We start from the raw sequence: 25,880 nt of genomic DNA, 5'->3' as shown, positions 1-25,880 counted from the left end.
ACAACGGATCACCGATGACGGCGACCGATTCTCCGCTATCCCGAAATCACCGCATTTCTTTGTCAATTGCACTGCGGCGCAGACGACGAGTCCCCAGCCGGGACGCGCGGTCTTCCGGCTGGGGACACGACTTCGAACAGGCCGTGCGCCGTCTACAAGGTCTTCCCCGAGGTCGCGGACCCGACGAGCAGGCCGTCTTCGACCCGGTCCACCCGGACGGTGTCCCCGTCCTTGACCTCGCCCGCGAGGATCTCCTTCGCGAGCCGGTCGCCGATCGCCGTCTGGATGAGGCGGCGCAGCGGCCGTGCTCCATAGGCCGGGTCGTTGCCCTCCTCGGCCAGCCAGGCCAGGGCCTCGGGCGTGACGTCCAGGGTGAGCCTGCGCTCGGCCAGACGCCCCGCGAGCCGGTCGATCTGAAGCTTCGCGATGTGCGAGAGCTCGTCGCCGGACAGGGCGGAGAAGACCACCAGGTCGTCGAGCCGGTTGAGGAACTCCGGCTTGAACGAGGCCCGTACGACCTCCAGGACCTGTTCCTTCTTCGCCTCGGGCTTGGTCAGCGGGTCCATCAGGAACTGGCTGCCGAGGTTGGAGGTCAGGATCAGGATGGTGTTGCGGAAGTCCACCGTCCGGCCCTGTCCGTCGGTGAGCCGGCCGTCGTCGAGGACCTGGAGCAGGATGTCGAAGACCTCGGGGTGGGCCTTCTCGACCTCGTCCAGCAGGACGACGCTGTACGGGCGGCGGCGGACCGCCTCCGTGAGCTGGCCGCCCTCCTCGTAACCGACGTAGCCGGGCGGGGCGCCGACGAGACGCGCCACGCTGTGCTTCTCGCTGTACTCGCTCATGTCGATGCGGACCATGGCCCGCTCGTCGTCGAACAGGAAGTCGGCGAGCGCCTTCGCGAGCTCCGTCTTGCCGACACCGGTCGGGCCGAGGAAGAGGAACGAGCCGGTGGGCCGGTCGGGGTCGGCGATTCCGGCGCGGGTACGGCGTACCGCGTCCGACACCGCCCGTACGGCCTCGGTCTGGCCGATCAGCCGCCGGCCCAGCTCCTCCTCCATGCGCAGGAGCTTCTGGGTCTCGCCCTCCAGCAGGCGTCCGGCCGGGATGCCGGTCCAGGCGCCGACGACATCGGCGATGTCGTCCGGACCGACCTCGTCCTTGACCATGGTGTCCCTGGCGGCCTCCTGCTCGGCCTCGTCGGCCTCGGCGAGTTCCCGCTCAAGGCTCGGAATCTCCCCGTACAGCAGCTTGGATGCGGTGTCGAAGTCGCCGTCGCGCTGGGCGCGCTCGGCCTGTCCGCGCAGATCGTCGAGGCGCTCCTTCAGCTCACCGACGCGGTTGAGGCTCTGCTTCTCCTTCTCCCAGCGGGCGGTGAGACCGCGCAGCTCCTCCTCCTTGTCGGCGAGGTCGCGGCGGAGCTTCTCCAGGCGCTGGACGGAAGCGGCGTCGGTCTCGTTCTTCAGCGCCAGCTCCTCCATCCGGAGGCGGTCGACGGCGCGCTGCAGCTCGTCGATCTCGACGGGCGAGGAGTCGATCTCCATGCGCAGCCGGGACGCCGCCTCGTCGACCAGGTCGATCGCCTTGTCAGGGAGGAAGCGGGAGGTGATGTAACGGTCGGACAGGGTCGCGGCGGCGACCAGCGCGGAGTCCGCGATCTGCACCTTGTGGTGCGCCTCGTAACGGCCCTTGAGGCCGCGGAGGATCGCGATGGTGTCCTCCACGGACGGCTCGGCGACCAGGACCTGCTGGAAGCGGCGCTCCAGGGCGGGGTCCTTCTCGATCCGCTCGCGGTACTCGTCGAGCGTCGTCGCACCCACCATCCGCAGCTCGCCGCGGGCCAGCATCGGCTTGAGCATGTTGCCCGCGTCCATGGCGGAGTCCCCGCCGGCGCCCGCGCCCACGACGGTGTGGAGCTCGTCGATGAACGTGATGATCTGGCCGTCGCTCTCCTTGATCTCGGAGAGGACGGTCTTCAGGCGCTCCTCGAACTCGCCACGGTACTTGGCGCCCGCGACCATGGCTCCCAGGTCCAGCGAGACGAGCCGCTTGTTCCGCAGGCTCTCCGGCACATCGCCCTTGACGATGCGCTGGGCGAGCCCCTCGACGACGGCGGTCTTGCCGACGCCGGGCTCGCCGATGAGCACGGGGTTGTTCTTCGTACGCCGCGACAGGACCTGCACGACGCGCCGGATCTCCTGGTCACGCCCGATGACCGGGTCGAGCTTGCCCTCGCGCGCGGCGGCCGTGAAGTCGGTGCCGAACTTCTCCAGGGCCTTGTACTGGCCCTCCGGGTCGGGTGTGGTCACCCGGCGCCCTCCCCTGCTCTTCTCGAATGCGTCCAGCAGCTTCTTCGCGCCGGCGCCCTGCCCGGTGAGGATCTCACCGGCGCGGCCGCCCTCGGCCGCGATGCCGATCATCAGATGCTCGGTGGAGAGGTAGTCGTCGCCGAGCTCCTTCGCGCGCTGCGCGGCGTCGGAGATGACGGCGAGCAGCTCACGGTTGGGCTGCGGCGGGGCGACGGTCGACCCGGTGACGCTGGGCAGCGACGCGAGCAGCCGCTCGGTCTCGCTGCGCACGGCGGCCTGGTCGGCCTCGACGGCGGCCAGCAGGTCGATGATGTTCTCGTTGTCCTCGCCCTGGAGCAGGGCGAGCAGCAGATGCCCAGGGGTCAGATCGGGGTGTCCGTCCTTCACGGCCCTGCTGGTGGCCGCATTGATGGCGTCCCGGCTCCTGTTGGTCAGCTCGGCGTCCACGTGCGCTCTCTCCTCCTTGCGGTGACTGGCCTGTCATAACTATGACCAGATCAACGTCCACAAAGTTGAGTCTATTCCACTCAAGGTGCGATCGGTCCCCCGCCACACGGCTCACGCCCGGAACCCGGAGCGGAACAGGACTCCCGACCGAGTGAACCGGCCGGACCGCTCCTCCGCCACCGCGCCGCATCGGGGCACGAGCCCGCGGATGCCTACCCTTTCCCCATGGCCGTAGACGTACGCAACCCCAGCCCCGAGTACCTCGCCTTCTGGCGCGAGTACCACGTGTGCACGCTGACCACCCACCGCCCCGACGGCAGCCCGCATGTGGTGCCGGTCGGCGTGACGTACGACCCCGAGGCCGGACTCGCCCGCGTCATCACCAACAAGAGCAGCAGAAAGGTCGCCAACGTCCTGGCCGCCGGTCCGGACGGGGCACGGGTGGCGGTCTGCCAGGTGGACCGGGGGCGCTGGGCGACGCTGGAGGGCCGCGCGACGGTCCGTACGGAGCAGGACGTGGTCGACGACGCGGTACTCCGCTACGCGGAACGCTACGGGCGCACGCCGGCACCCAACCCGGACCGGGTCGTCATCGAGATCACCCTCGAACGGGCGCTGGGCCGGGGCGCACCGGTCCGCACGGCCTGAGCCCCGGGAGTTCCCCGCCGTCCGCCCCCGGACAGCACAGCGGCGCCATCGTGTTCAGGTCACGATGGCGCCGCTGTGTGGGGGAGTGTCCGAGCGACATGGAACGACGGGGGATCGCTCAGGCACTGCGGGGGGTGGCGGAGATGGTTTCTGGTTCGATCAGCTGGTGGTCACGCCGATCAAGATTGACGAAGATCATTCCGTACCGGATCGCACACCGGACGGGCTGCGGCGCCCCACGGGGACGACGGAGACACCGGTAGGCGCGGACCTCGTCGTCGTCCTCGAGGACGACGACGACAGGCTCTCCGAGCAGGGTGACCATCAACGAATCGCCATGGCGGGGGAGTGCCGTGAGCAGATCGATGAAGTGCCACCCTGAGCGATAGGCCGAGGCCATCTCCCGCCGGAAGACCCGGTCGTCCGGCGGGATGCTCATGCGCCTGCGGTCGTCGGCGTGGACCAGGCGATGTCACCCGGTGTGGACCAGGCGATGTCGCCCGGCGTGGACCAGGCGATGTCGCCCGGCGCGGAGACCGGCGTGGACCAGGCAATGTCACCCGGCGCGGACCAGGCAATGTCACCCGGCGCGGACCAGGCAATGTCACCCGGCGCCGAGACCGGCGTGGACCAGGCAATGTCACCCGGCGCGGACCAGGCGATGTCACCCGGCGCGGACCAGGCGATGTCACCCGGCGCGGGCGCCGCCTCAACGCTCCACGCAATGTCGCCCGGCGCGGATGCCGCCTCGGCGTTCCAGGCAATGTCGCCGGCGCCCACCACTCCAAGGCCCAAAGCCGCGACGAAAGAGGCGGCAAGCACCGAGTGAAGCGTTCGCTTATACATAGTCAGCTTCGTCCTCACTTGTGGATTCTTCTCCCCCGCACCTAAGACGATGTCTTACCTGGGCACGCGAACACCACTGAGTCGATGCATCATGTTCCTGCATGTTCAGGAACCTGGGGGGTGGAGATATGGCCACAAGAGATATAAAACAGGCGCATCCTCACGGGATCACCGAACTGTGCGACGCCGGGAGACGCCTCTACGCCAGCGCACTGCGCTCCGGGCGCATCGCCCGCGCCGAAGTGGACCCCGCACCTTGCCTGATGGACTTCGCTCTCCTGCACCCGGACCCCGACGACTCCGACTGGCTCCGTCCGGTTCCGCCGTCCGCCGCTCTGGCGCAGCGTCTGCACCCCATAGAACGCGAGATCCAGGACCGTCGACGGCGCTCCGTCCAACTGACCGAATCCTTCGAACCCTTCATGGACATCAGCGCCCAGGACCCGCCGACCACCCACGCCATCACCGTGCTGGAGGGGGTCAACCGGATCAATGCGGCGCTCGATCTTGCCACTGCGGAGTGCCGCAGCGAAGTCCTCACCGTCCAGCCCGGTGGCGGGCGGAGCGAGGACCGCCTCAGCGAGGCCCTGGAACGAGGCCTTTCGGTGGTGGACCGCGGTGTCAGTATCCGTACCCTCTACCAGCACACCGCCCGGCACAGCCCTGGAACTCTTGCCTACGCGGAGCGTCTGGCCGAGGGCAAGGTCGAGATCCGTACCCTGGAAGAACTCATAGAGCGCCTGATCGTCTTCGACCGGACGGTCGCCTTCATACCGGCTCAGGACGACCGCCAAGTCGCCCTGGAACTGCGCCACCCCGGGCTGGTCGAGTATCTGGTGAAGGTCTTCGAGCAGCTGTGGAGCCGCGCGGAACCGCTCCTCGAAGAGATCAGGTACGAACCGACCCCCAAGGGCATCAGCGGCGTACAGCGCTCCATCGCCCAACTCCTCGTCGAAGGAAACGTCGACGACTCCATCGCCCGCCGACTCGGCATGAACGTACGCACCTGCCGTGCGCACATCGCCAAACTGAACACCGCACTCGGCAGCGGCAGTCGAGCCCAACTCGGATATCTCATAGCGCAGTCAGGAATTCTGGACCAGGACCAGTGACCACGGCGCGTTCCATCCCTACGACGTGGTGGCCCGGAAGCTGGGCATCAGCGTCCGGACCTGCCGGGCCCACATTTCCAAGCTGATGCATGCCCTCGGCGCCTCCAGCGGTAGACGTCGAGGCCGTCGGCCACCACGTCTACCGCTGGAACCCCGGCACCCAGCAGTACGAGAAGCTCACGACGGACCCCGTCACGACGACCTCGTACGAGGACACCACAGCCGCCACCGGCACCACCCACTACTACTGGGTGACCTCGGTTCACACGGACGGCAGCGAGTCCGCTCCGGGAGCCGCCTGGGCGATCCTGCCGCCCGTCAGCTGACCTCGGCGCACGTACATGCGTGAAGGGGCCGGGAGGTTCACACCTCCCGGCCCCTTCGTACGCGCTTCGTACGTGCTACGGCGTCAGCCGTCGCGCTTCGGCCGCCACACCACCAGCGCGCTCGCCTGCTGCACATCCGTGTACGGCACCAGATCACGCCGGTACGACGCGCGCACCTGCGCCTCGCGCTGCTGCATCGCCGCCGCAGCGCCGTCCACCGCCGCGGAGAGTTCGGCGACGCGCTGCTGGAGCGCGGCCACCTGGTTCTCCAGTTCGATGATGCGCTTGATGCCCGCCAGGTTGATGCCCTCGTCCTGCGACAGTTGCTGCACCGTGCGCAGCAACTCGATGTCGCGGGCCGAGTAGCGTCGGCCGCGGCCGGCCGTGCGGTCGGGGGAGACCAGGCCGAGGCGGTCGTACTGGCGCAGTGTCTGCGGATGCAGGCCCGAGAGCTGGGCCGCGATCGAGATCACGTACACCGGTGAGTCATCGGTCAGTTCGTACGGATTACGTCGTCGGCCGTCCACCTCAAGCTCCCTTCGCCGCCTGGAACAGCTCCGCCCGCGGGTCCTCCCCCGCGGTCGCCTTCCGGTAGGCCTCCAGCGCGTCCTGGGCGTCGGAGGTGAGGCCCGTGGGGACCGCAACCTCGACGGTGACCAGGAGGTCGCCCCGGGTGCCGTCCTTGCGTACGGCGCCCTTGCCGCGGGCGCGCATCGTACGCCCGTTGGGGGTGCCGGCCGGAAGTTTCAGGGTGACGGGTGGTCCGCCGAGCGTCGGGACCTTCACCTCGCCGCCGAGCGCCGCCTCGGCGAAGGTGACGGGCACGGTGACCGTGAGGTTGTCGCCCTTGCGGCCGAAGACCGGGTGGGCGTCGACATGGACGACGACGTACAGGTCGCCGGCCGGTCCGCCGCGCTCGCCCGGTGCCCCCTTGCCGCGCAGCCGGATCCGCTGGCTGTCGGAGACGCCCGCCGGGATCCTGACCTGCATGGTGCGCGACGAACGCGCCCGCCCGCTGCCCTTGCAGACATCGCACGGGTCCTGGGCGATGAGGCCCCGGCCCTTGCAGTCCACACAGGGATCGGTGAGCGAGAATCCGCCGCCGCTGCCGCGCGACACCTGTCCGGTGCCGACACAGGTCGGGCAGACCCTCGGGGTGCCGTTCTTGTCGCCGGTGCCCGAACACGCCTTGCAGGGCGCCTGGCTGGACATCCGCAGCGGGACCGTGGCCCCGTCGACCGCCTCGGTGAAGCTGAGCGTCACCTCGGACTCGATGTCCTGCCCGCGGCGCGGCTGCACGCGTGTCCCCGTACCGCCGCCCCGGTTGAACAGCCCGCCGAAGACATCGCCCAGACCGCCGCCGCCGCCGAATCCGCCGGGGCCGCCGGGACCTCCGCCCTGCGTGCCTCCGAAGAGGTCGCCCAGGTCGAAGTTGAAGTTGCCTCCCGCACCGCCGGGACCGGCCCGGAAGCCGCCGTTGCCGAAGAGGGCGCGTGCCTCGTCGTACTCCTTGCGCTTCTTGGCGTCGCCGAGGATGTCATTGGCCTCGGAGATCTCCTTGAAGCGCTCCTCCGCCTTGTTGTCGCCCTTGTTCGCGTCCGGGTGGAACTCGCGGGCGAGCTTCCGGTACGACTTCTTGATCTCGGCTTCGGTGGCGTCCTTGGGGACGCCGAGGACCTTGTAGTAGTCCTTCTCGACGAAGTCCTTCGTGCTCATCGACGTCCCTCCTTCCGGACGATCGGCCGGGCGACCGGCCCGTGGGCCGGTCGCCGTGCCGGGCGGTGAGCCCCGCGGTGGTCGGACGAAATGTCAGACCTCCTCGGTGCCACCGCTCTCCTCGTCGTCTGTCTTCTCTTCCTTTGCCGCCGCGGGGCTCGCGCCCGGCTGCGGCTCGGCCACCGCCACCCGCGCGGGGCGGATGGTGCGCTCGCCGATGCGATACCCCGGCTGCAGGATCGCCACGCAGGTCGTCTCGGTGACGTCCGGCGCGTACGAGTGCATCAGGGCTTCGTGGATCGTCGGGTCGAAGGGCTCGCCCTCCTTGCCGAACTGCTGCAGGCCCAGCTTGGCGACGACCGTCTCCAGCGATTCGGCCACCGACTTGAACCCGCCCACGAGCTCGCCGTGTTCCCTGGCGCGGCCGACGTCGTCGAGCACGGGCAGGAGCTCGCTCAGGAGACCCGCAACAGCGATCTCCTTGACCGTGACCCGGTCCCGCTCCACGCGGCGGCGGTAGTTCTGGTACTCGGCCTGGAGCCGCTGGAGGTCGCCGGTGCGCTCGGTGAGCGCACTGCGTGCCTGGTCCAGCTGTGCCGTCAGACCGGCGGTCTGGTTCACGTCCCCGGCCGGGGCCGCCCCCTCCTCCGCGGAAGGGGAGGCAGTCTTCGGGTCGGCGTCGTCAGAGGTGGCGCCGGAGGGAACGTCGGGCTTCTCCTCGAAGCCCGGAGTCTCCTCGGTCACGCCGCACCGCCCTTGGCGTCCTTCTCGTCGTCCACGATCTCGGCGTCGACGACGTCGTCATCGGCCCTGGCCTGCTCGGCGCCCGGCTGGCCGTCGGCCTGCGGGCCGCCCTCGGCCTGCGCGTTGGCGTACATCGCCTGGCCCAGCTTCTGGGAGACGGCCGCGACCTTCTCGGTGGCGGTACGGATCTCGGCGGTGTCCTCGCCCTTGAGCTTCTCCTTCAGCTCGGTGAGCGCGGTCTCCACCTCCGTCTTCACGTCGCCGGGAACCTTGTCCTCGTTGTCCTTGAGGAACTTCTCCGTCTGGTAGACGAGCTGCTCGCCCTGGTTGCGGGACTCGGCGGCCTCGCGGCGGCGGTGGTCCTCCTCCGCGTACTGCTCGGCCTCCTCACGCATCCGGTTGACCTCGTCCTTCGGCAGCGAGGAGCCGCCGGTGACGGTCATCTTCTGCTCCTTGCCGGTGCCGAGGTCCTTGGCCGCGACGTGCATGATGCCGTTGGCGTCGATGTCGAACGCGACCTCGATCTGCGGGACACCACGCGGGGCCGGCGGCAGACCGGTCAGCTCGAACATGCCGAGCTTCTTGTTGTACGCCGCGATCTCGCGCTCGCCCTGGTAGACCTGGATCTGGACGGACGGCTGGTTGTCCTCGGCCGTCGTGAAGATCTCGGACCGCTTGGTCGGGATCGTCGTGTTGCGCTCGATGAGCTTCGTCATGATGCCGCCCTTGGTCTCGATACCGAGAGACAGCGGGGTGACATCGAGCAGCAGGACGTCCTTGACCTCGCCCTTGAGGACACCGGCCTGGAGCGAGGCGCCGATGGCGACGACCTCGTCCGGGTTCACGCCCTTGTTGGCCTCCTGGCCACCGGTGAGCTCCTTGACGAGCTCGGCGACGGCCGGCATACGGGTCGAGCCACCGACGAGAACGACGTGGTCGATCTCGGAGAGCTGGATGCCCGCGTCCTTGATGACGTTGTGGAACGGGGTCTTGCAGCGCTCCAGGAGGTCCGCGGTGAGCTGCTGGAACTGGGCGCGCGTGAGCTTCTCGTCCAGGTGCAGCGGGCCCTCGGCGGACGCCGTGATGTACGGCAGGTTGATCGTGGTCTCCGTCGAGGAGGACAGCTCGATCTTCGCCTTCTCCGCGGCTTCGCGGAGACGCTGGAGAGCCATCTTGTCCTTGGACAGGTCCACACCGTGACCGTTGGCGAACTGCTTCACCAGGTAGTCGACGACGCGCTGGTCCCAGTCGTCACCACCGAGGTGGTTGTCACCGTTGGTGGCCTTCACCTCGACGACGCCGTCACCGATCTCCAGGAGGGACACGTCGAAGGTGCCGCCACCGAGGTCGAAGACGAGGATCGTCTGGTCGTCCTTGTCGAGCCCGTACGCCAGCGCGGCGGCGGTCGGCTCGTTGACGATACGCAGGACGTTCAGGCCCGCGATCTCGCCGGCCTCCTTCGTCGCCTGACGCTCGGAGTCGTTGAAGTACGCCGGAACGGTGATCACCGCGTCGGTGACCTTCTCGCCCAGGTACGCCTCGGCGTCGCGCTTCAGCTTCTGCAGGATGAAGGCGCTCATCTGCTGCGGGTTGAAGCTCTTGCCGTCGAGGTCGATCTTCCAGTCGGTGCCCATGTGGCGCTTGACCGACCGGATGGTCCTGTCGACGTTGGTCACCGCCTGGCGCTTGGCGACCTCGCCCACCAGGACCTCGCCGTTCTTCGCGAAGGCGACGACGGACGGCGTGGTCCTGGCGCCTTCGGCGTTGGTGATGACGGTGGGCTCGCCGCCTTCGAGAACGCTGACGACGGAGTTAGTCGTGCCCAGGTCGATGCCGACCGCACGTGCCATTTCAATTCCTCCAACTGACTACTTGAGTGGATCTGGCTCAAGGATGCACGACAGGCGCCCCGGAGTCAACAGAGCTGAGTCGGGTCGACTCAACTATCGTGCATGTATCCCGCGCCACCTGCACGCCATCGGACGACACCGGCCCGCCCGGCGGGCCGCATACCCGGTCCATCATCGTCACGTGGGATCGTTCTGTCACAAAATGACGAGAGCCGCACAAACCAGGCACTCGATCCGTCCGAGCCAGGCAGGTGTGAACGATGCGGATGCACATGCGGTTGCGGATGCGGACACACGCGTGGCCCGGACCGAGGTCGCACATGACAGCCAAGCGCGCACTGGATCTCACCCTCGGCTCGGCCCTGCTGGCCCTGACCGCTCCCCTGCTCGCCGCCGCAGCCCTCACCCTCGCCGTACAGCGGCCCCCCGGCTGCGTACTGACCCGCTCCACCCGGATCGGACTGGCCGGCCACCCCTTCGCGCTGCGCTCCCTGGGCACCCGCCGACTGCGCCTGGACGTGCTGTCCCGGCTGCCCCACGTCGTACGGGGAGATCTCTCGCTCGTCGGACCGGAACCACTCACCCCCGACCACGAGCGGGCGGGCACCCCGAACCAGGCCGGTGCGCGACACTGGCGGCAGGAACTGAGACCCGGCCTCACCGGCCTGGCCCAGGTCCGCTCCCGCTCCGGAATGCCATGGGACGAACCCGCCCTGCTCGACCAGCACTACGCCGAGCACCACTGGCTGGGACTCGACCTGGCCATCCTCGCGGAAGCCGCATACGCCCCACTCCGCGCCACCCTCCGCGGGCTCACCCACCGCGGGAAGGCGCACCTGAGCGACACAGATCACCGGCTGCGCGGCTACAGCGCGGCGGAATAAGTGGATAGTGTCAGCACAGACTGATTAAGTTACTGCTTAGTACGTGCTGGATCCCACCCTCGCAGGCCCGAGGAGCCCCCAAATGCAACTCGCCGCGATCATCGTGTCGCTGGTGCTGACTGTGGTCGGCGTTGCGCTCATCGCCCGAGCCGTCGCGCAGATCTACCGGTTCGTCAAGCTCGGACAGCCGGTCCCGGCAGGCAGCCGCACCGACAACCCGAAGCAGCGCACGATCACCCTGGTCAAGGAGTTCCTCGGCCATACCCGGATGAACCGGTGGGGGATCGTCGGCTTCGCCCACTGGTTCGTCGCCATCGGCTTCCTGACGCTGCCGCCGACGCTGCTCCAGGCGTACGGACAGCTCTTCAAGGCCGACTGGGTGCTGCCGGTCATCGGCAACTGGCTGCCGTTCGAGATGTACACCGAGTTCATCGGTCTGATGACGACGGTCGGCATCCTCGTGCTGATCGCCATCCGGCTGCTGAACCTGCCCTCCCGGGCCGGCCGCAAGTCCCGGTTCGCGGGCTCCAAGGCCTGGCAGGCGTACTTCGTCGAGTACGTCATCCTCGTCATCGGCCTGGCGATCCTGACCCTGCGCGGTCTTGAGGGCGCGATCCACCACGTCGAGGGCTACGACGCCGCGTACTTCGTCTCGTACCCCCTGGTCCTCGCCTTCAAGGGACTCGGCCTCGGGACCCTCCAGAACCTCATCTACCTCACCGCGATGATCAAGATCGGCGTCTCGCTGATCTGGATGATCACGGTCTCGCTCAACACCAACATGGGTGTCGCCTGGCACCGCTTCCTCGCCTTCCCCAACATCTGGTTCAAGCGGAACGCGGACGGCGACGTCGCGCTCGGCGCGCTGCAGCCGATGACGAGCGGCGGCAAGGAGATCGACTTCGAGGACCCGGGCGAGGACGACGTCTTCGGTGTCTCCCAGGTCGAGCAGTTCTCCTGGAAGGGCATCCTCGACTTCTCCACGTGCACCGAGTGCGGTCGCTGCCAGTCGCAGTGCCCCGCCTGGAACACGGGCAAGCCGCTCTCCCCGAAGCTCCTGATCATGTCGCTGCGCGACCACGCGCATGCCAAGGCCCCGTACCTGCTCGCCGGTGGCGGCAAGGACATGGAGGGCAACGAGAAGGCGACCGAGGAGCAGTTGAAGGACGTACCGGCGGCCGCTCTCGCGGAGGCCGAGCGCCCGCTGATCGGCACCGTCGAGGAGAACGGCGTCATCGACCCAGACGTGCTCTGGTCCTGCACCACCTGCGGTGCGTGCGTGGAACAGTGCCCGGTCGACATCGAGCACATCGACCACATCGTCGACATGCGCCGCTACCAGGTGATGATCGAGTCCGCGTTCCCGTCCGAGGCGGGCACGATGCTCAAGAACCTGGAGAAGAAGGGCAACCCCTGGGGGCTGGCCAAGAAGCAGCGCGTCGAGTGGACGAAGGAAGTCGACTTCGAGGTCCCGATCGTCGGCAAGGACGTCGAGGACCTGTCGGAGATCGACTACCTCTACTGGGTCGGCTGCGCGGGCGCTCTCGAGGACCGTGCCAAGAAGACCACCAAGGCCTTCGCGGAGCTGCTCCACATCGCGGGCGTGAAGTTCGCGATCATGGGCGGCGACGAGAAGTGCACGGGTGACTCGGCCCGCCGCCTGGGCAACGAGCCGCTGTTCCAGCAGCTCGGCCAGGAGAACGTCGCGATGCTGAACATGGCGTTCGGCGAGGACGACGACGAGCCGGAGACGAAGAAGCCGAAGTCGTCGAAGAAGATCGTCGCGACCTGCCCGCACTGCTTCAACACCATCGCGAACGAGTACCCGCAGCTCGGCGGCGAGTACGAGGTCATCCACCACACGCAGCTGCTCCAGCACCTCATCGACGAGGGCAGGCTGATCCCGGTGACGCCGGTCGAGGGTCTGATCACGTACCACGACCCCTGCTACCTGGGCCGTCACAACAAGATCTACACGCCCCCGCGCGAGATCATCGCGAAGGTGCCGGGTCTGCGGAACGAGGAGATGCACCGACACAAGGAGCGCGGCTTCTGCTGCGGCGCCGGTGGTGCCCGGATGTGGATGGAGGAGCGGATCGGCAAGCGCATCAACAACGAGCGTGTCGAGGAAGCCCTCTCCCTCAACCCGGACATCGTCTCCACCGCCTGCCCGTTCTGCCTCGTCATGCTGACCGACTCGGTCAACGGCAAGAAGAACGACGGCCAGGCCAAGGAGTCGATCCAGGTGGTCGACGTCTCGCAGCTGCTGCTGGACTCGGTGAAGACCCCGTCGGACCCGGCCGGCGAGCCGGAGACGGCGGACGCTCCGGAGCCCGAGCCGGTGAAGTAGCCGGTCTCAGCGGTACAGAAGCGGTCGGACCTGCCTCGGGGGCAGGACCGGCCGCTTCCGCTGTTGGGCGGGCTGACGCCTGCCACCGAACCGGTCCTGTTCCCGTACAGCAGGCCCGGGTTTCGCGCCCACCGGCCGGCCCCCCAGGGTCCCCCTAGGGGATGTCACAGCTCGGCCGCAAAGGGGCCCGGGTTCCCCCGGCTCTCCCACCGCACACACGCGGACCAGGTACGTTCGATTACGTGGCTGGATTCAGGATCGGACGCGGCCGGGACAACCGCACCCCTCAACAAGGGCAACAACAACCGCAGCAGCAGCCGTACGGCACGCAGGCACCACCGCCGCCGTACGGACAGCAGCCATGGCCCCCGGCGGGAGGCAACGGCGCCCCGTACGGAGCCCGGCACCCCGGCGGACACCAGGGCTACAGCGGCGCACACGGCGAACCCGAATACTTCGGCGATCCGTACCACCAGCCGCACCAGCCCCATCAGGGCGACCCGTACGCCAACAACCCGGGTCACACTCAGGCGTTCAGCATCAACGAGGACCCGTACGGCGACGGCAACACCTACCGCGCCGGCCAGGCACCCGCCCAGCCCGCAGGCCCCCGCCTGCGCTGGAAGGAGCTGCTGAGCGGCATCGTGCTGCGCCCCGGACCGACGTTCTGGCAGATGCGCGACTACCCCGTCTGGGGCCCGGCGCTCATAGTCACGTTCCTCTACGGCCTGCTGGCGCTCTTCGGCTTCGACCAGGCCCGCGACGACGCCATCCACGCAACGATCTCCACCGCCGTCCCGTACGTCCTGCTCACGGGCCTCGGCTTCGTCATCGGCGGTCTGGTCCTCGGCGCGGTCACCCACACCCTCGCCCGCCAGCTCGGCGGCGACGGCGCCTGGCAGCCGACCGTGGGCCTCTCCATGCTGATCATGTCGATCACGGACGCCCCACGGCTGATCTTCGCGCTCTTCCTCGGCGGCGAGAACTCCCTGGTCCAGATCCTCGGCTGGATGACCTGGCTGGCGTCGGCCGCACTGTTCACGTCCATGGTGAGCAAGTCGCACGACCTGCCGTGGCCGAAGGCGCTGGGTGCGTCCGCGATCCAGCTCATCGCACTGCTGTCGATCATCAAGCTGGGCACGATCTGACGACAGCGTCCCACGACCACGGAGAAACCCCCGGCACAAGGCACCGGGGGTTTTGCTGTCACGGACCGGACCTGACGGGACTCAGGCGCCGAGAACCTGCCCGCTGCGCCGCACGACAGGCTTGTCCACGCTCCATTACACGGTGCGACCGGAAGTCGACGCCCACACGGCGACGCAGGCTCCGACCCTTCATCCAGCACCGCGAGCGGCCCCACCTCGGCTGAAGCAGGCCTCCGGAGACGACGACCGACCGGCGGGGGGACGCAGATGCGAGCCCATCGCCCTCGTACCTTTCCGGGTTCTTCGTAGCACGCTGCCGGCCTGATGCCACCTGAGCCGCCGGCCCCGGAGCCATCGGGTGAGCGTATGCATGCCGACCGACCAGGCGCCTGAGTCACCGCGGCACAGCCCTGACGAAGGAGTGCTTGTGAACGGCTACCCGCCCCTCGCCGAGCACGGCACGACGGTGGCGAGGGCCGGGACGCGCGGCGCTCACCGTGTCCGGAGAGAAGGGCTGATCGGTGATGGCGGACGAGAGAGCCGAACGCATCGCGGAGTTCAACGGGCCGCTGCGGGTGAAACCGGGCTCGAAGGTGAACCTGGGCCGGGACTTCGATCCTCGCTACAAGGCCGGCCTGAGGAAACGCGACGGGGTCGAGCTGCTGCGGACCGGGGTGTCCCTGCTGGCGGAGTACCAGGAACGGCTGGCCGCCCAGGACACGTACGGCGTACTGCTCTGTCTCCAGGCGCTCGACGCCGGGGGCAAGGACGGGACGATCCGCCACGTCATGAGCGGCGTCAACCCCCAGGGCGTGCGGGTCAGCAGCTTCAAGGTGCCCTCCACCGAGGAACTCGACCACGACTACCTGTGGCGTTACGCCCGTCGGCTGCCCGCGCGCGGAGAGATAGCCATCTTCAACCGGCTGCGAACGCTCCGGACGATCAGGCATCCGGCGCGTAACGGGCACGTGGAGGGTTCACCGGGTTACACCCTGTGCCCGGCGCTCAAGAGGAGCCGACCGCCGCTGCGGCGGTTACAGCGCCTCCGTGGAAGGCGTGATGGGCTCGCCCGGCTTACGTACCGGAGGCAAGACGCTCCACGGAAAATTGATCCAGCGATCGGTCTTCTTCCACACGTACTCACACTTCACGAGCGAGTGCGGCTTCTCGTAGATGACCGCGCTGCGCACCTCGGCGACGTGCTCGATACAGAAATCGCGCACCAGCTTCAGCGTCTTCCCGGTGTCCGCCACGTCATCGGCGATCAGGACCTTCTTGTCCGAGAAATCGATGGCGTTGGGAACGGGCGCCAGCATCACCGGCATGTCCAAAGTGGTGCCCACGCCGGTATAGAACTCGACATTCACCAGATGAATGTTCTTGCAGTCCAGCGCGTACGCCAGCCCGCCGGCGACAAAGACCCCGCCCCGCGCGATGCTCAGCACCACATCCGGCTCGTAGCCGTCGTCGGCCACGGCCTGCGCCAGCTCACGCACGGCATGACCGAACCCGTCGTACGTCAGATTCTCTCGTGCGTCAGTCATGGTCCGGCATCACACCTGGGTCCGGTGGAAATTCATGAACGAACGCGAAGCCGTCGGCCCGCGCTGCCCCTGGTAGCGCGAACCGTACCGCTCGGAGCCGTACGGGAACTCCGACGGCGAACTCAGCCGGAACATGCACAGCTGGCCGATCTTCATGCCCGGCCACAGCTTGATCGGCAGCGTCGCAAGATTCGACAGCTCCAGCGTCACATGCCCGGAGAACCCGGGGTCGATGAACCCGGCCGTCGAATGCGTCACGAGCCCGAGCCGCCCGAGCGAACTCTTGCCCTCCAGCCGCGACGCAAGATCGTCGGGCAGCGAAATGACCTCGTACGTCGAGGCAAGCACGAACTCGCCGGGGTGGAGGATGAACGCCTCATCCCCGTCCGGCTCGACCGTGCGCGTCAGGTCCGCCTGCTCGACGGCCGGGTCGATATGCGGATAACGGTGGTTCTCGAACACCCGGAAGTAGCGGTCGAGCCGCACGTCGATGCTCGATGGCTGCACCATCGACGGGTCGTACGGATCAATGCGGACCCGCCCGGCGTCGATCTCGGCCCGGATGTCCTTGTCTGAGAGAAGCACGCCCCCGAGGATACGCAGAACGCGCGAGACCGCCCCAACCGGACTGTCCCGCGCGCTCCGCCACGACGGTCTGCCGCCGCTCCTGCCGCCTGCTTCTACCGCCGCACGAAATCCACCGGAACTGCCTGCCGCAACCGGGCACATCGCGGACAACGGATAAGCCGCCCGGGACCGATCCGACCGGCCCCGAGCTGCTGCATCGGGAACGAAGCGGTAGCGAAAATGTGCCCTTCGGCACAGCGGACGACGGTGCGCTCCATGGAGTCCATCAAGTCCCTTCCCCAACAACCCTCGGACGAGAAAGCCACATTAGGGGATGAACGGGACGCCACTCCAGGCGGCACTCCGACTGCGTACGCTACGCCCCCAACTCCCGCACACAGCAACCGCATCCGCCCCTGGCGCATGACACGCAGGCCCCCGGTTCGTAAACCGGGGGCCTGCGATGGGGTAGAGTGTGGGACGATGCATCGCTGATCATTCAGTGCGCTTCGCGGGTGTAGTTTAATGGTAGAACATGAGCTTCCCAAGCTCAGAGCGCGAGTTCGATTCTCGTCACCCGCTCCATGATGAAGGCCCTGGTCGGAGACCAGGGCCTAGTTTCTTGTCTAGTCCACTTCATGGCTCGTGTCATTTGCTTGATCACGCGCACCTGCCCCTCCCCGCTTCGTTCATCGGGCCACTTTCGTAGTGCTGTGGGTGCCTCATGGAGCAGCGATCAAGTAGTCCGATTCCGGAGCTGGGAGAGCGCCTCTGCAACGGGCAAGTCGTACTGGCCCTTGTCCTGAACCCAACAGGAAAATACCTGGGCTGTGGCCTCGGCCAGGTCCGTGGGCAGGTCGGCCGCGCGGAGAGTGTCGACGACCTCGTGCATCTCGGGCGCCCAGCGCCAGGCTCGGGCGGCCACACCTTGCTCAGCTGCGACATCCGCGACGCCGGGGAGAGCGCCTTCCCAGATCTGACTCACGACACGGCAGCCGTTACGTGAGCCTCACAGACCTGCACCGGCGGCTCCTCGCGGACCGGGCGGACCGGGCTGGAAGAACGTGTTGGCGCGTACGGCCGTTGGAGACCGTTCCACTGCCCCGGGCAGTTAACAGGTACCACGGGTACTCCGGGCCGATAGGCATGCCCCTTCTTCGTCCCGGGCCGGCAAGCCGGTCCTGAGGCCCGCCGCCCCGCCCCTCCCCTCCCGTCGGCCCGCGCCGTCACACCGATAGTCTCATCTGGCCGTTGTCGTGGCTGGGGGGTCGCAGATGGAACGAACACGTACGGAACGCTCACGCCCGGACGGGTCGCGACGGATCGGCCCGTACCACCTCATCACCCGTCTCGACCCGAGCGGCCCCGGCCAACTGCCGGTCCCCGTACGCCGGTTCATCGGGCGCAGCGCGGACGGCGACCGTACGGCACTCATCAGCGCGCCACTCGACGGCGCCGATCCGGGGCGCTTCCTTGTCGAGGCCGACGCGGGCTGCCGGCTCCTCGGCCCGTGGGTACTGCCCGTCGCCGAGCTTGCCGCCCCGTCCGAGACCCCCTGGTACGCCGCTCCGTACCTTCCCGTGCTCCCGCTCCCGGTGGCGCTCGCCGTACACGGCGGCCCCCTGCCCGAGCGCACAGTCCGCGCCCTGGGCGCGGCCCTGGCTGAAACCCTTACGGGCGCGCACGCCATCGGCATCACGCACGCCGGCCTGTCCCCCGCCTCCGTACTCCTCGCCTGGGACGGACCGCGCCTGACCTGCTTCGGCGCGGTCCGCGCGGCGGCCCCGGACGGCGAGCAGCGTACCGGCCTGCCCGGGCTCGAGCCCGGCAGCCTGGCCCCCGAGCAGGCAGCGGGCGGGCGGCCCCGGCCGCCCGGCGACATCTACGGACTGGGTGCGGTTCTGGCATACGCGGCGACCGGCCACTCGGTCCCCGACTCCGCGGAACTACCTGAGTCGCTGCAGTCGTTGGTCGCGCGCTGCCTGACGCGCGACGCCGCCGCCCGCCCGACCGCGCCCGAGATACTGCGCGCGCTGCCCGGAGCGTCGTCCACCCCCATGGCGACGGTCCTGGACTCGGCCAGTGCGCTACTGGGGCCGGGCTGGCTGCCGAGCCGGGTGGTCGCGGCCATGGCGCGCCAGTCCGCGGAGGTCCTCGCCGCGGAAGTCCGTACTCCGATCACTCGGACGGCCAGGATCTGACGCGATGCTTTCCCCTCTGACCCATGACGATCCGGCCGGGCTGGCGGGCTTTCGGCTGCTCGCGCGGCTGGGCCACGGCGGCATGGGAACCGTCTACCTGGCTCGTTCGGCGGGCGGCCGCACCGTCGCTCTGAAGACCATGCACCCGTCCATCGCAACCGACCCGGCGTCGCGCACCCGCTTCCGCCTGGAGACGGACGCGGCCCGCATCATCGGCGGCCACCACGGCGCCGTCGTCGTCGACGCCGACCCCCTGGCGCCCACCCCGTGGCTCGCCACCGAATACGTCCTCGGCCCGCCCCTCGACGACGCCATCGACCTCTGCGGCCCCCTGCCGGAGGGGTCCGTACGCGCCCTGGGCGCCGCACTCGCCGGAGCCCTCGCCCAACTCCACACCTCCGACGTCGTCCACCGCGACCTGAAGCCCTCGAACGTGATGATCACCGCCTACGGCCCGAAGATCATCGACTTCGGCATCGCCCGCGCCTCCGGCGACGATCACCTCACCCGCACCGGAGCGGCCGCCGGAACGCCTGCTTTCATGTCCCCCGAGCAGGCCATCGGCCAGGAACACACCCCCGCGGGCGACGTGTTCGCCCTCGCCGGAGTCCTTCTTTATGCCGCCACCGGCCACGGTCCCTTCGGCACCGGACAGCCTGCGGACCTCCTCTACCGCGTCCGCTACGCCGACCCGGACCTCACCGGCCTCCCCCAGACCGTGGTCCCGATCCTCGGCCCCTGCCTGGCCAAAGACCCGGCCCGGCGGCCCACCACCCACGACCTCGCCATCCAACTTCACAGCGGTCAGGGCCACTTCGCCGACCATCTGCCCGATGCACTACTGGCAGACATAGCCCGGCGCGCTTCGGAGGTCTGGCAGCACCAGCCGGAGCGGCTTCCCGCCCCCTCCGATCACGCAACAGCCGAGACCGTCCCGGTCACCGCCGCGCCCGGCATGAGCCGCCGCAAGCTCCTCACCATCAGCGGCAGTTCACTGCTGGCCACGACAGGGATCGGCGCGGGTGTGTGGGCATCGACGAGAGAGCGGGACTCGGACACGCCGGAGTCCACGGGCTCGGGCAACGCTCCTGCGGCTCTGTGGCGGAGAAGCATCGCAACGGCGTCACCCGCTGAGCTGGGGCGTCCGCTGGTGGTCGGCGACAAGTTGATCGTGACCACCGGGGCCGGAGTGAGCGCCATCGACGCGTCGAGCGGGCGGAGTCTCTGGTCCGGCAACCCGGTGCTGAGTTCCTGGGACGTGGCCACGGACGGAGCGAAGCTCTTCGCGGTGGACTACTCCCTGTCCCCGAGAGAAGGACTGCGTATCGCGCAGATCGACCTCGACGACGGAGCGCTGATGGATCCGGCCGTCAGCGAGAAGGCATACAACGGGAAGCTGGTGGGAAATCAGCTTCTCTGCGTCGGCGGTGACGTCGCTTGGCTGCTCACGGCGCGGGTGCGGAAGGAAGACACCGACGAGTCGAGCGGCGTCGGTCCCGAACGAGGCTGGCTCATCGCCTCCTTCTCGCTCTCGACGGGCAGGAGACGCACCGAGCTGATCCTGGACGAGCCTGTGCCCGAGGAGTACCCCTGGGTGACCGGCGTGCGCGCGATCGGCTCGAGCCTGGTCCTCTTCTTCCGTACGAAATCCGGCGGGGTCGACGTACTCGTCTGCGACACGCGCACAGGAACCGGCGTCTGGCGGGCGCCCCTCGACCTCAACGCCGACGATGCCGCCCGCAGTCCCATCGCCGTGGACGGCAAGCACCTCTACACCGCGTCGGACGCGGTGCGGGCACGGCGCATGACCGACGGCAAGGAAGCCTGGAGGTACCAGGGAACGAACGTGACCGGGTACGGACCTCCCACGGTGAAGGACGGAGTCGTCTACGCGGTGGAAGCGGCGGGAGCACGGGGTCTCGTGGCCATCAGCGCAGACACCGGCGCACTCCTGTGGCGGGAGAAGAATCCCGTGTCGTCCGGGCACGAGCTGAAGGTGGCACCCACTGTCGGCGACAAGTACATCTACAAGCACTGTGCGGCGGGGCTGCGCGCTATCGATCTCCGGACCCACCAAACCGCCTGGCTCCACCCGGAGAGTCTCGACAGGTTCTCCGCCCTGATCACGGCGGGACTGCTCATCGGCGTCGGCGAAGGACCCATGGTCGCTCTTCCGCTGGAGCCCTCGGACCATGCCTCCTCCTAGGCTCCCCGCCTCATCACCACGAAGGGCTCGGCTCACACCATGCAACCTCTGAGTTTCGGCGACCCGATCCGGCTGGGGCCGTACCGCATCGCCGGAGTGCTCGGCGAGGGCGGCATGGGCAAGGTGTACGTAGGTCACGACAGTTCCGGCCGCCTGGCGGCCGTCAAGGTGCTGCGTCCTGAACTCGCGCACAACCGCAACCTCGCCCAGCGCTTCCTGCGCGAGGCCCAGACCGCGCAAGCCGTGACCAGCACCGGCGTGGCACGCGTCGTCGGCTCGCAGACCGAGGGCGGGCGCCCCTGGATCGCCACCGAGTACCTGTCGGGGCCGACACTGAAGCAGGCGATCACGGACCACGGGCCGCTGGACGACGCCGGCGTACGCGCGCTGGCCGGCGCCCTGGCAACGACGCTGCAGGAGATTCACGCAGCGGGGCTGATCCACCGCGACCTCAAGCCGGCCAATATCGTGCTCACTTCCTCGGGCCCCCGCATCATCGACTTCGGCATCGCACGCCCCGAGCACGGCCTCACCCTCACCACCACAGGCCAGGCACCGGCCACCCCCGGATACGGGGCACCTGAGCAGATTCTGGGTCAGCGCGTCGGCCCGTCGGCCGACGTGTTCTCCCTCGGCGCGGTACTGGTGTACGCGGCAAGCGGCAGGCAAGCGTACGAAGGTGCGCATGTCGCGGCGGTGCAGTACGAAGTGGTGCACGGAAGCCCCGCCCTCGACGCGGTGCCGCAAGCGCTCCGCCCCCTCATCGCCCCCTGCCTGGCCAAAGAGCCCGCACACCGTCCCCACCCCTCGTCGGTCATCCAGACATTCGCACCCCCACGCGGCGCACACCGGTTGTGGAGACAGGGCATTCTCGGCAAGCAGATCAAGGAGTACGAGACCCGGACACAGCAGCTCGCCACCCTGGCCGCCACCACTGTTCCGGAGGCGAAGCCGTCTCGGCGGCGCTTCCTCACCTCGCTCGCCGCCGGCGGAACGGTGCTGGCACTGGGAGGAGGCGCAACGGCCTGGTGGCTGACCAGAGGGCCCGATCTGCCCGACGCTGCGAACGCCGAACCGGCAAAGCTGCTGACTTCCGGCGAGTACGAGCCGGGCACGCCGCCGGAACCCCTGTGGGGGCCGCTGAAGGCAGCCGCTTCGAGCGCGTCCATGCTGTTGCCGGTGCGGGATGTCGTCATGTTCGCCGGCCCGTCGGGAGGACTTACGGCGCACAGGGTGACCGATGGCCGGCAGAAGTGGTCGCTTCCGAAGGTGTCGCCGTCCGCGGGCTTCCTGCGGCTGACGGCCGAGCAGTTCGTCGCGGCCGATGCCGACGGCAACGTCCTCGCCTTCGACGCGTCCACCAGTGAGCTGCAGTGGAGCGCCCCGGCGAAGGCGGAGAAACTGCTGGCCACCGCACCCGACGCGGCACTCGTGTACGTGCTGACGAAGGACGACGAGGTGGCCGCGGTCGACACGGAAGCCCGCAAGGTCCGCTGGACCGCGGAGGCCCCCGCGGGCGCCGTCATCGACCCGGCGGCCGTGGCCGGTGCGGGATCCGGCCGACTGGTCGTCTGTACAGCGGACGGGAACTACTTCGCTCTCGACTCGACCGACGGCAGCAACGCCTGGCAGTTGGACGGCCATGCCGGGACGGCGCTGACCCCCGCCATCGAGGAACGATTCGTCTACGTCGGCGGGAAGTCGCTCTTGGCACTCGACCTGCAGAGCGGCGACGAGGTCTGGTCCGCGGCTTCGCAGTCGCTGAACCCCGATCAGGACGGGTGGGGCTCTCCCGCGATAACCGACGACTACATCGCCGCCATCGACGACGGCCGTCTCTACCGGGTCGACAAGGCTTCCGGCACCGAGGGCCAGGTCTCATGGCCGGACGGCACCCTCCCGTCCCGCACTCCACCGGTCGTCCAGGGCAACACCCTTTGGATCGTCGAGGGGGGCACCTCGTCAGGCGTATCGGCCTTCGGGAACATCCCGAGCGACGAATCGGACGGCCTGCTCATGTGGACCTACGAACCCGAGTCGGAAGGTCCCTGGCACATGGCCGCCGCGGGCAACCGGGTGTTCCTGCTGAACAAGGGCTCGGTCGTCGCCCTGCCGGTGTTCTGAACGTACGTTCATTGCCCGGACCGCCGCTGCCGCCGTACGGCGGATGCTGGTGTGGCGGGCCGGTCCTGAGGCGGGTACGGACTGGGCGGCCTGGAACGTATGCGGCCTTCACGCTGGACGCGCGGACCGTCGTCATGGTCCTCGCCATACTCCGCGGTCCACCGATCCGACAACGCGCGCGATGCCAGCCGCCACCAACGTTCCGACGGCGCTGGGGGCGACCTCGCGGTGACCTCACGGGATGTCGTGCATCCAGCGAGGCAAACGGCCCTTGACGCGCGATTACGAGGGCTGACCGGCTTGACTCGGCGCCGCACGCCCTTGGTCAGCACCCAGGGGCAACAATCGCGACCACCCTCGCGCATACTCCAGTATGCTTGTTGCATGTCCTCAACGACTCGTATCACCGTCACCCTGCCCAGCGACCAGGTGGCGGAGATCCGCAAGCTCACGGACAACGTTTCCGGCTACGTGGCAGAAGCGGTGGCCCGCCAGATCCGGCACCAGTTGCTGGGCGACGACCTCCGGCACCATGAAGAGGAGCACGGAAGTTTCAGCGACGAGGAACTGGCGGAGGCCCGGTCGAAGATCTTCAGCGCCGCCGGCACCTCCAAGGACGCGGACGCCGCATGAGTGAGCGCATCGAGAGCGTTGTCCTCGACTCGGAAGGGCTTTCGGCCTGGATCGCGCAGGACCGCAAATTCCTCGCGATGCTACAGGTGTTCCACGAGATGGGTGCCGACCTTGTCATCGGGGCGAACACCATCGTGGAGGTCAGCCACTCTCGCACCAACATTCCGCGCCTCAACTGGATGCTGTCGCGGATCAAGGTGGAACCGGTCACAGAGCAGGCGGCAAAGGCCGCTGCAGAGCTTCTCAAGGGAGCCGGACTACGCGGCCACAAGTACGCCATCGACGCCACCGTGGCCGAAGTGGCACTTCGCCAGCCAAGGCCGGTCGCGCTGCTGACGTCCGACAGCGACGACATGACAAAGCTCTGCGGTCATCACGTCCGGATCATCTCCCTCTGACTCCTCGGCGTCCTTCGCGAAGGTGCGCCTCGGCGCCCCCCTCACTCACCGCACGGGGAAACCGAAGGAGTACCCCTGCTGCTTCAGCCAGGGCAGGATCTCGCGCAGAGCGGCCAAGGTCTGAGAGCGATCCCCTCCCGCGTCGTGGAAGAGGACGGTCGGCCCGTTGGAGATCTCGCTCTTGACGGTGGCGACCATGGCGTCCACACCGGGACGCTCGAAGTCTTTGGTGTCGACGTTCCAGCCCAACGGTCGCATCCCCCGGGACGCGGCGAGCTGTCGGCTGTAAGGGGTGAAAGCACCGCCCGGGGCCCGGTAATACTGCGGCCGGACGCCCCCGGACGCCTTGGTGATCATGCGTTCGGCATCCAGGATCTGCTGGGACTGGTATGCCTCGGACCGGGTGTCCATGGTGGTGTCGTGCGAGACAGTGTGGTCGCACAGTCGGTGTCCGTCTGCCACGACCGCCTTGACCAGGTCAGGGTGCGCCTGGGCCTGCGTGCCCACCATGCAGAACGTAGCCTTCACACCGCTGTCCTTCAGCAGTTGCAACACCTGCGGCGTCCAGACCGGGTCCGGTCCGTCGTCGATGGTGATGTTGACGCCCCGGGCGCCGCGATCCGAGGCGTGCGCGATGTCCGCCGCCACCTTGGCCACGGTCCGGCCCTGGGGCCGGGCGTCCGGCGCTGAGACACGCGCTTGCGGCTGCCGCCCTCCGGCGGTGTCGGCCTGCGCGGTCCACACCGAGGCGGCAGCGGCCACCACTGTCACCCCGAGCGCCGCCGCGAGAAGCCGGCCGTTCCATCCCCTTCCCTTATGCCTTGCCATGTCCGCCCGCCCCTTTGCTGTCTCCGCCGATGCCGTGCACCCATGAAGACGTACAAACGCCCCTGCAAGATCCCTCGGTTACCGATCGCGGACAAATCCGCAGGGGGCCAGCGACAAACGCAGGAGTTCCGCGACAGGTACGGGGGCGCAACGGCCTCGACAAGGTACCGGCGAGGGCGGCGGACGCGGGTCCGCGCGGATTCCGGCGGCCTGCCCACACGCCCCAGCACACGAAGAAGAGCCCGCCAGCAAGCTGACGGGCTCCCGCGAAAGATCGAGGCTAACCTGCCATCAGGTCAGATCGTCGGTGTGTCATCGACGATCTCCTTGTGCGGTTCGACAATGAACCTCCAGCCATCGCTGGGCTCCAGGAACCGCACTCGGGTCGGGTAGATGTCCAGGGCGCGGCGGTCGCGGTTTTGGCCGTTCGTGTTCTTCCGCCCCCGGGCCGGCTCCTCGTACAGGTCGACCTTGACGTCCGGCACCGCGACGGTTTCCTCGCTCCAGCGCTGAACGATCCCCGCGCCAAACGCGTCCCGTGCGGCGGAGTAGAGCGACTCCAGGGATTCCTTGTTCCCGTCGGGCACGAAGAGGGCGAGGTTCAGGAGGACGCCGGCACTCTGGAGAACCTCGATTTCTTCCCCTGCCTCGTCAGCAATCCAGATCCCGCGCTCTTCGACATTGTCCGGGAGAACATGAATTTCCTCACCGAAGATCGTCCTCGCGGTGAAGGACCCTCCCTCGAAATTCTTACCCGGCTTCGCAAGGAAAGCCGGGGCGTAGCAGTCGAGAGGAAGGCCATCCATCTCCGCCGAGACGAAGATGTCGTCCTGGAGGCCCAATTCCGAAACCTCTCCGGCCGTAAGACGTCGAGCCGTAACCTTCTCGGTATTCACGCCATTCCCCTTTTTTCGCGGCGTCCTGTAAATCCATGAGGACTATATCATGAAAGCGAACAGTCAGTCCCTTTACGCAAACCTTCGCGCTCACGATAGTACAGTC

General features: G+C 68.2%; 23 protein-coding genes, 1 tRNA gene and 2 pseudogenes. 14 read left to right on the top strand and 12 right to left on the bottom strand.

Translation table 11 applies throughout. From position 1 onward, the window contains the following. Positions 1–152: 152 nt before the first annotated feature. Positions 153–2,753 carry an ATP-dependent chaperone ClpB gene (gene clpB / locus ACGFSA_RS01625; protein WP_393298054.1) on the bottom strand — a complete coding sequence of 867 codons (2,601 nt, stop codon included), beginning with the start codon at positions 2,751–2,753 and terminating at the stop codon, positions 153–155. A 225-nt stretch (positions 2,754–2,978) separates the two neighbouring features. Here clpB and ACGFSA_RS01620 point away from each other — a divergent pair, with 225 nt between their 5' ends. Beyond that, a complete protein-coding gene (locus tag ACGFSA_RS01620) occupies positions 2,979–3,401 on the top strand; it encodes a pyridoxamine 5'-phosphate oxidase family protein (protein WP_393298051.1) in 423 nt (140 codons plus the stop codon). Positions 3,402–3,519: 118 nt separating this feature from the next. Here ACGFSA_RS01620 and ACGFSA_RS01615 read toward each other — a convergent pair whose 3' ends face one another. Beyond that, on the bottom strand, positions 3,520–3,840 hold the full coding sequence (locus ACGFSA_RS01615; RefSeq protein ID WP_393298048.1) for a (2Fe-2S)-binding protein: 321 nt from the start codon (positions 3,838–3,840) through the stop codon (positions 3,520–3,522). Continuing rightward, positions 3,837–4,223, bottom strand: a complete 387-nt coding sequence (locus tag ACGFSA_RS01610; RefSeq protein ID WP_393298045.1) for a hypothetical protein — start codon at positions 4,221–4,223, stop codon at positions 3,837–3,839. Before ACGFSA_RS01610 ends, ACGFSA_RS01615 begins: the two co-directional genes overlap by 4 nt. Before the next feature lie 152 nt (positions 4,224–4,375). Here ACGFSA_RS01610 and ACGFSA_RS01605 point away from each other — a divergent pair, with 152 nt between their 5' ends. The 3 genes and pseudogenes from ACGFSA_RS01605 to ACGFSA_RS01595 all read left to right on the top strand — a co-directional run bounded on the left by ACGFSA_RS01605 (position 4,376) and on the right by ACGFSA_RS01595 (position 5,685). Next, positions 4,376–5,359 carry a helix-turn-helix transcriptional regulator gene (locus tag ACGFSA_RS01605; protein ID WP_393298042.1) on the top strand — a complete coding sequence of 328 codons (984 nt, stop codon included), beginning with the start codon at positions 4,376–4,378 and terminating at the stop codon, positions 5,357–5,359. Positions 5,360–5,381: 22 nt separating this feature from the next. Beyond that, positions 5,382–5,483 (top strand): annotated as a pseudogene (locus ACGFSA_RS01600) (helix-turn-helix transcriptional regulator); the annotation flags it as partial. Further along, a complete protein-coding gene (locus tag ACGFSA_RS01595; RefSeq protein ID WP_393298039.1) occupies positions 5,449–5,685 on the top strand; it encodes a hypothetical protein in 237 nt (78 codons plus the stop codon). The pseudogene ACGFSA_RS01600 and the gene ACGFSA_RS01595, both read left to right, overlap by 35 nt. 83 nt (positions 5,686–5,768) lie before the next feature. On the opposite strand, the gene ACGFSA_RS01590 is transcribed toward ACGFSA_RS01595, so the two are convergent. The 4 genes from ACGFSA_RS01590 to dnaK form a co-directional block, all read right to left on the bottom strand. After that, positions 5,769–6,212 (bottom strand): heat shock protein transcriptional repressor HspR, encoded by a 444-nt coding sequence (locus tag ACGFSA_RS01590; protein ID WP_266984098.1) that lies wholly within the window; start codon positions 6,210–6,212, stop codon positions 5,769–5,771. A gap of 1 nt (position 6,213) precedes the next feature. Further along, entirely contained in the window at positions 6,214–7,401 is a 1,188-nt protein-coding gene (gene dnaJ / locus ACGFSA_RS01585) for a molecular chaperone DnaJ (RefSeq protein ID WP_393298036.1), read from the bottom strand. 93 nt (positions 7,402–7,494) lie between these two features. Then, positions 7,495–8,145, bottom strand: a complete 651-nt coding sequence (grpE, locus tag ACGFSA_RS01580; protein ID WP_393298033.1) for a nucleotide exchange factor GrpE — start codon at positions 8,143–8,145, stop codon at positions 7,495–7,497. After that, positions 8,142–9,995 carry a molecular chaperone DnaK gene (dnaK, locus tag ACGFSA_RS01575; RefSeq protein WP_393298030.1) on the bottom strand — a complete coding sequence of 618 codons (1,854 nt, stop codon included), beginning with the start codon at positions 9,993–9,995 and terminating at the stop codon, positions 8,142–8,144. Before dnaK ends, grpE begins: the two co-directional genes overlap by 4 nt. A 320-nt stretch (positions 9,996–10,315) precedes the next feature. On the opposite strand from dnaK, the gene ACGFSA_RS01570 reads away from it, so the two are divergent. The 4 genes and pseudogenes from ACGFSA_RS01570 to ACGFSA_RS01555 all read left to right on the top strand — a co-directional run. Further along, complete coding sequence (locus ACGFSA_RS01570) at positions 10,316–10,879, top strand: sugar transferase (protein ID WP_393298027.1); 564 nt, start codon at positions 10,316–10,318, stop codon at positions 10,877–10,879. A gap of 82 nt (positions 10,880–10,961) precedes the next feature. Further along, positions 10,962–13,229 carry a (Fe-S)-binding protein gene (locus ACGFSA_RS01565; RefSeq protein WP_393298024.1) on the top strand — a complete coding sequence of 756 codons (2,268 nt, stop codon included), beginning with the start codon at positions 10,962–10,964 and terminating at the stop codon, positions 13,227–13,229. 242 nt (positions 13,230–13,471) lie between these two features. Beyond that, on the top strand, positions 13,472–14,377 hold the full coding sequence (locus ACGFSA_RS01560; RefSeq protein WP_393298021.1) for a YIP1 family protein: 906 nt from the start codon (positions 13,472–13,474) through the stop codon (positions 14,375–14,377). Between the two features lie 524 nt (positions 14,378–14,901). Beyond that, positions 14,902–15,300, top strand: a pseudogene (locus ACGFSA_RS01555) (polyphosphate kinase 2 family protein); the annotation flags it as partial. A 111-nt stretch (positions 15,301–15,411) separates the two neighbouring features. On the opposite strand, the gene ACGFSA_RS01550 reads toward ACGFSA_RS01555, so the two are convergent. After that, the gene (locus ACGFSA_RS01550) at positions 15,412–15,921 is read right to left on the bottom strand and encodes a phosphoribosyltransferase (RefSeq protein ID WP_393298018.1); all 510 of its coding nucleotides are present in this window, start codon (positions 15,919–15,921) and stop codon (positions 15,412–15,414) included. A gap of 9 nt (positions 15,922–15,930) precedes the next feature. Continuing rightward, positions 15,931–16,506 (bottom strand): dCTP deaminase, encoded by a 576-nt coding sequence (dcd, locus tag ACGFSA_RS01545; protein WP_037695496.1) that lies wholly within the window; start codon positions 16,504–16,506, stop codon positions 15,931–15,933. A gap of 493 nt (positions 16,507–16,999) precedes the next feature. On the opposite strand from dcd, the gene ACGFSA_RS01540 reads away from it, so the two are divergent. Beyond that, positions 17,000–17,073: transfer RNA gene (locus tag ACGFSA_RS01540), tRNA-Gly, on the top strand. Positions 17,074–17,224: 151 nt separating this feature from the next. Here the strand turns inward: ACGFSA_RS01540 and ACGFSA_RS01535 are convergent. Further along, positions 17,225–17,413, bottom strand: a complete 189-nt coding sequence (locus tag ACGFSA_RS01535) for a DUF1932 domain-containing protein (protein WP_393298387.1) — start codon at positions 17,411–17,413, stop codon at positions 17,225–17,227. 349 nt (positions 17,414–17,762) lie between these two features. On the opposite strand from ACGFSA_RS01535, the gene ACGFSA_RS01530 reads away from it, so the two are divergent. The 5 genes from ACGFSA_RS01530 (at position 17,763) to ACGFSA_RS01510 (ending at position 24,050) form a co-directional block, all read left to right on the top strand. Next, on the top strand, positions 17,763–18,689 hold the full coding sequence (locus ACGFSA_RS01530; RefSeq protein ID WP_393298015.1) for a serine/threonine protein kinase: 927 nt from the start codon (positions 17,763–17,765) through the stop codon (positions 18,687–18,689). A 4-nt stretch (positions 18,690–18,693) separates the two neighbouring features. After that, entirely contained in the window at positions 18,694–20,895 is a 2,202-nt protein-coding gene (locus ACGFSA_RS01525; protein ID WP_393298012.1) for a PQQ-binding-like beta-propeller repeat protein, read from the top strand. 39 nt (positions 20,896–20,934) lie between these two features. After that, positions 20,935–23,019: a protein kinase gene (locus ACGFSA_RS01520; RefSeq protein WP_393298009.1), complete on the top strand. Its 2,085-nt coding sequence runs from the start codon at positions 20,935–20,937 to the stop codon at positions 23,017–23,019. A 384-nt stretch (positions 23,020–23,403) separates the two neighbouring features. Further along, positions 23,404–23,652 (top strand): hypothetical protein, encoded by a 249-nt coding sequence (locus tag ACGFSA_RS01515; RefSeq protein WP_393298006.1) that lies wholly within the window; start codon positions 23,404–23,406, stop codon positions 23,650–23,652. Then, positions 23,649–24,050, top strand: coding sequence for a PIN domain-containing protein (locus ACGFSA_RS01510; protein WP_393298003.1), 402 nt, complete (start codon positions 23,649–23,651; stop codon positions 24,048–24,050). Before ACGFSA_RS01515 ends, ACGFSA_RS01510 begins: the two co-directional genes overlap by 4 nt. A gap of 45 nt (positions 24,051–24,095) precedes the next feature. On the opposite strand, the gene ACGFSA_RS01505 is transcribed toward ACGFSA_RS01510, so the two are convergent. Together ACGFSA_RS01505 and ACGFSA_RS01500 are read right to left on the bottom strand one after the other, a co-directional pair. Further along, positions 24,096–24,878, bottom strand: coding sequence for a polysaccharide deacetylase family protein (locus ACGFSA_RS01505; RefSeq protein ID WP_393298000.1), 783 nt, complete (start codon positions 24,876–24,878; stop codon positions 24,096–24,098). A 296-nt stretch (positions 24,879–25,174) separates the two neighbouring features. Beyond that, positions 25,175–25,774, bottom strand: coding sequence for a hypothetical protein (locus ACGFSA_RS01500; RefSeq protein ID WP_393297997.1), 600 nt, complete (start codon positions 25,772–25,774; stop codon positions 25,175–25,177). Positions 25,775–25,880: the final 106 nt, after the last annotated feature.

Source organism: Streptomyces sp. NPDC048496, assembly GCF_043200055.1.
In the GTDB taxonomy this organism is placed as follows: Bacteria; Actinomycetota; Actinomycetes; order Streptomycetales; family Streptomycetaceae; genus Streptomyces.
Note: the sequence above shows the minus strand (reverse complement) of the source record. Positions and strands in the feature narration are given on the sequence as shown.

Excerpts from the sequence above, each read along its gene's own strand:
- ACGFSA_RS01620 (WP_393298051.1), top strand. The coding sequence starts at position 2,979 with ATGGCCGTAGACGTACGCAACCCCAGCCCCGAGTACCTCGCCTTCTGG.
- ACGFSA_RS01615 (WP_393298048.1), bottom strand. The coding sequence starts at position 3,840 with ATGAGCATCCCGCCGGACGACCGGGTCTTCCGGCGGGAGATGGCCTCG.
- ACGFSA_RS01605 (WP_393298042.1), top strand. The coding sequence starts at position 4,376 with ATGGCCACAAGAGATATAAAACAGGCGCATCCTCACGGGATCACCGAA.
- ACGFSA_RS01595 (WP_393298039.1), top strand. The coding sequence starts at position 5,449 with ATGCCCTCGGCGCCTCCAGCGGTAGACGTCGAGGCCGTCGGCCACCAC.
- dnaJ (WP_393298036.1), bottom strand. The coding sequence starts at position 7,401 with ATGAGCACGAAGGACTTCGTCGAGAAGGACTACTACAAGGTCCTCGGC.
- dnaK (WP_393298030.1), bottom strand. The coding sequence starts at position 9,995 with ATGGCACGTGCGGTCGGCATCGACCTGGGCACGACTAACTCCGTCGTC.
- ACGFSA_RS01570 (WP_393298027.1), top strand. The coding sequence starts at position 10,316 with ATGACAGCCAAGCGCGCACTGGATCTCACCCTCGGCTCGGCCCTGCTG.
- ACGFSA_RS01565 (WP_393298024.1), top strand. The coding sequence starts at position 10,962 with ATGCAACTCGCCGCGATCATCGTGTCGCTGGTGCTGACTGTGGTCGGC.
- ACGFSA_RS01550 (WP_393298018.1), bottom strand. The coding sequence starts at position 15,921 with ATGACTGACGCACGAGAGAATCTGACGTACGACGGGTTCGGTCATGCC.
- ACGFSA_RS01530 (WP_393298015.1), top strand. The coding sequence starts at position 17,763 with ATGGAACGAACACGTACGGAACGCTCACGCCCGGACGGGTCGCGACGG.
- ACGFSA_RS01525 (WP_393298012.1), top strand. The coding sequence starts at position 18,694 with ATGCTTTCCCCTCTGACCCATGACGATCCGGCCGGGCTGGCGGGCTTT.
- ACGFSA_RS01520 (WP_393298009.1), top strand. The coding sequence starts at position 20,935 with ATGCAACCTCTGAGTTTCGGCGACCCGATCCGGCTGGGGCCGTACCGC.
- ACGFSA_RS01515 (WP_393298006.1), top strand. The coding sequence starts at position 23,404 with ATGTCCTCAACGACTCGTATCACCGTCACCCTGCCCAGCGACCAGGTG.
- ACGFSA_RS01510 (WP_393298003.1), top strand. The coding sequence starts at position 23,649 with ATGAGTGAGCGCATCGAGAGCGTTGTCCTCGACTCGGAAGGGCTTTCG.
- ACGFSA_RS01505 (WP_393298000.1), bottom strand. The coding sequence starts at position 24,878 with ATGGCAAGGCATAAGGGAAGGGGATGGAACGGCCGGCTTCTCGCGGCG.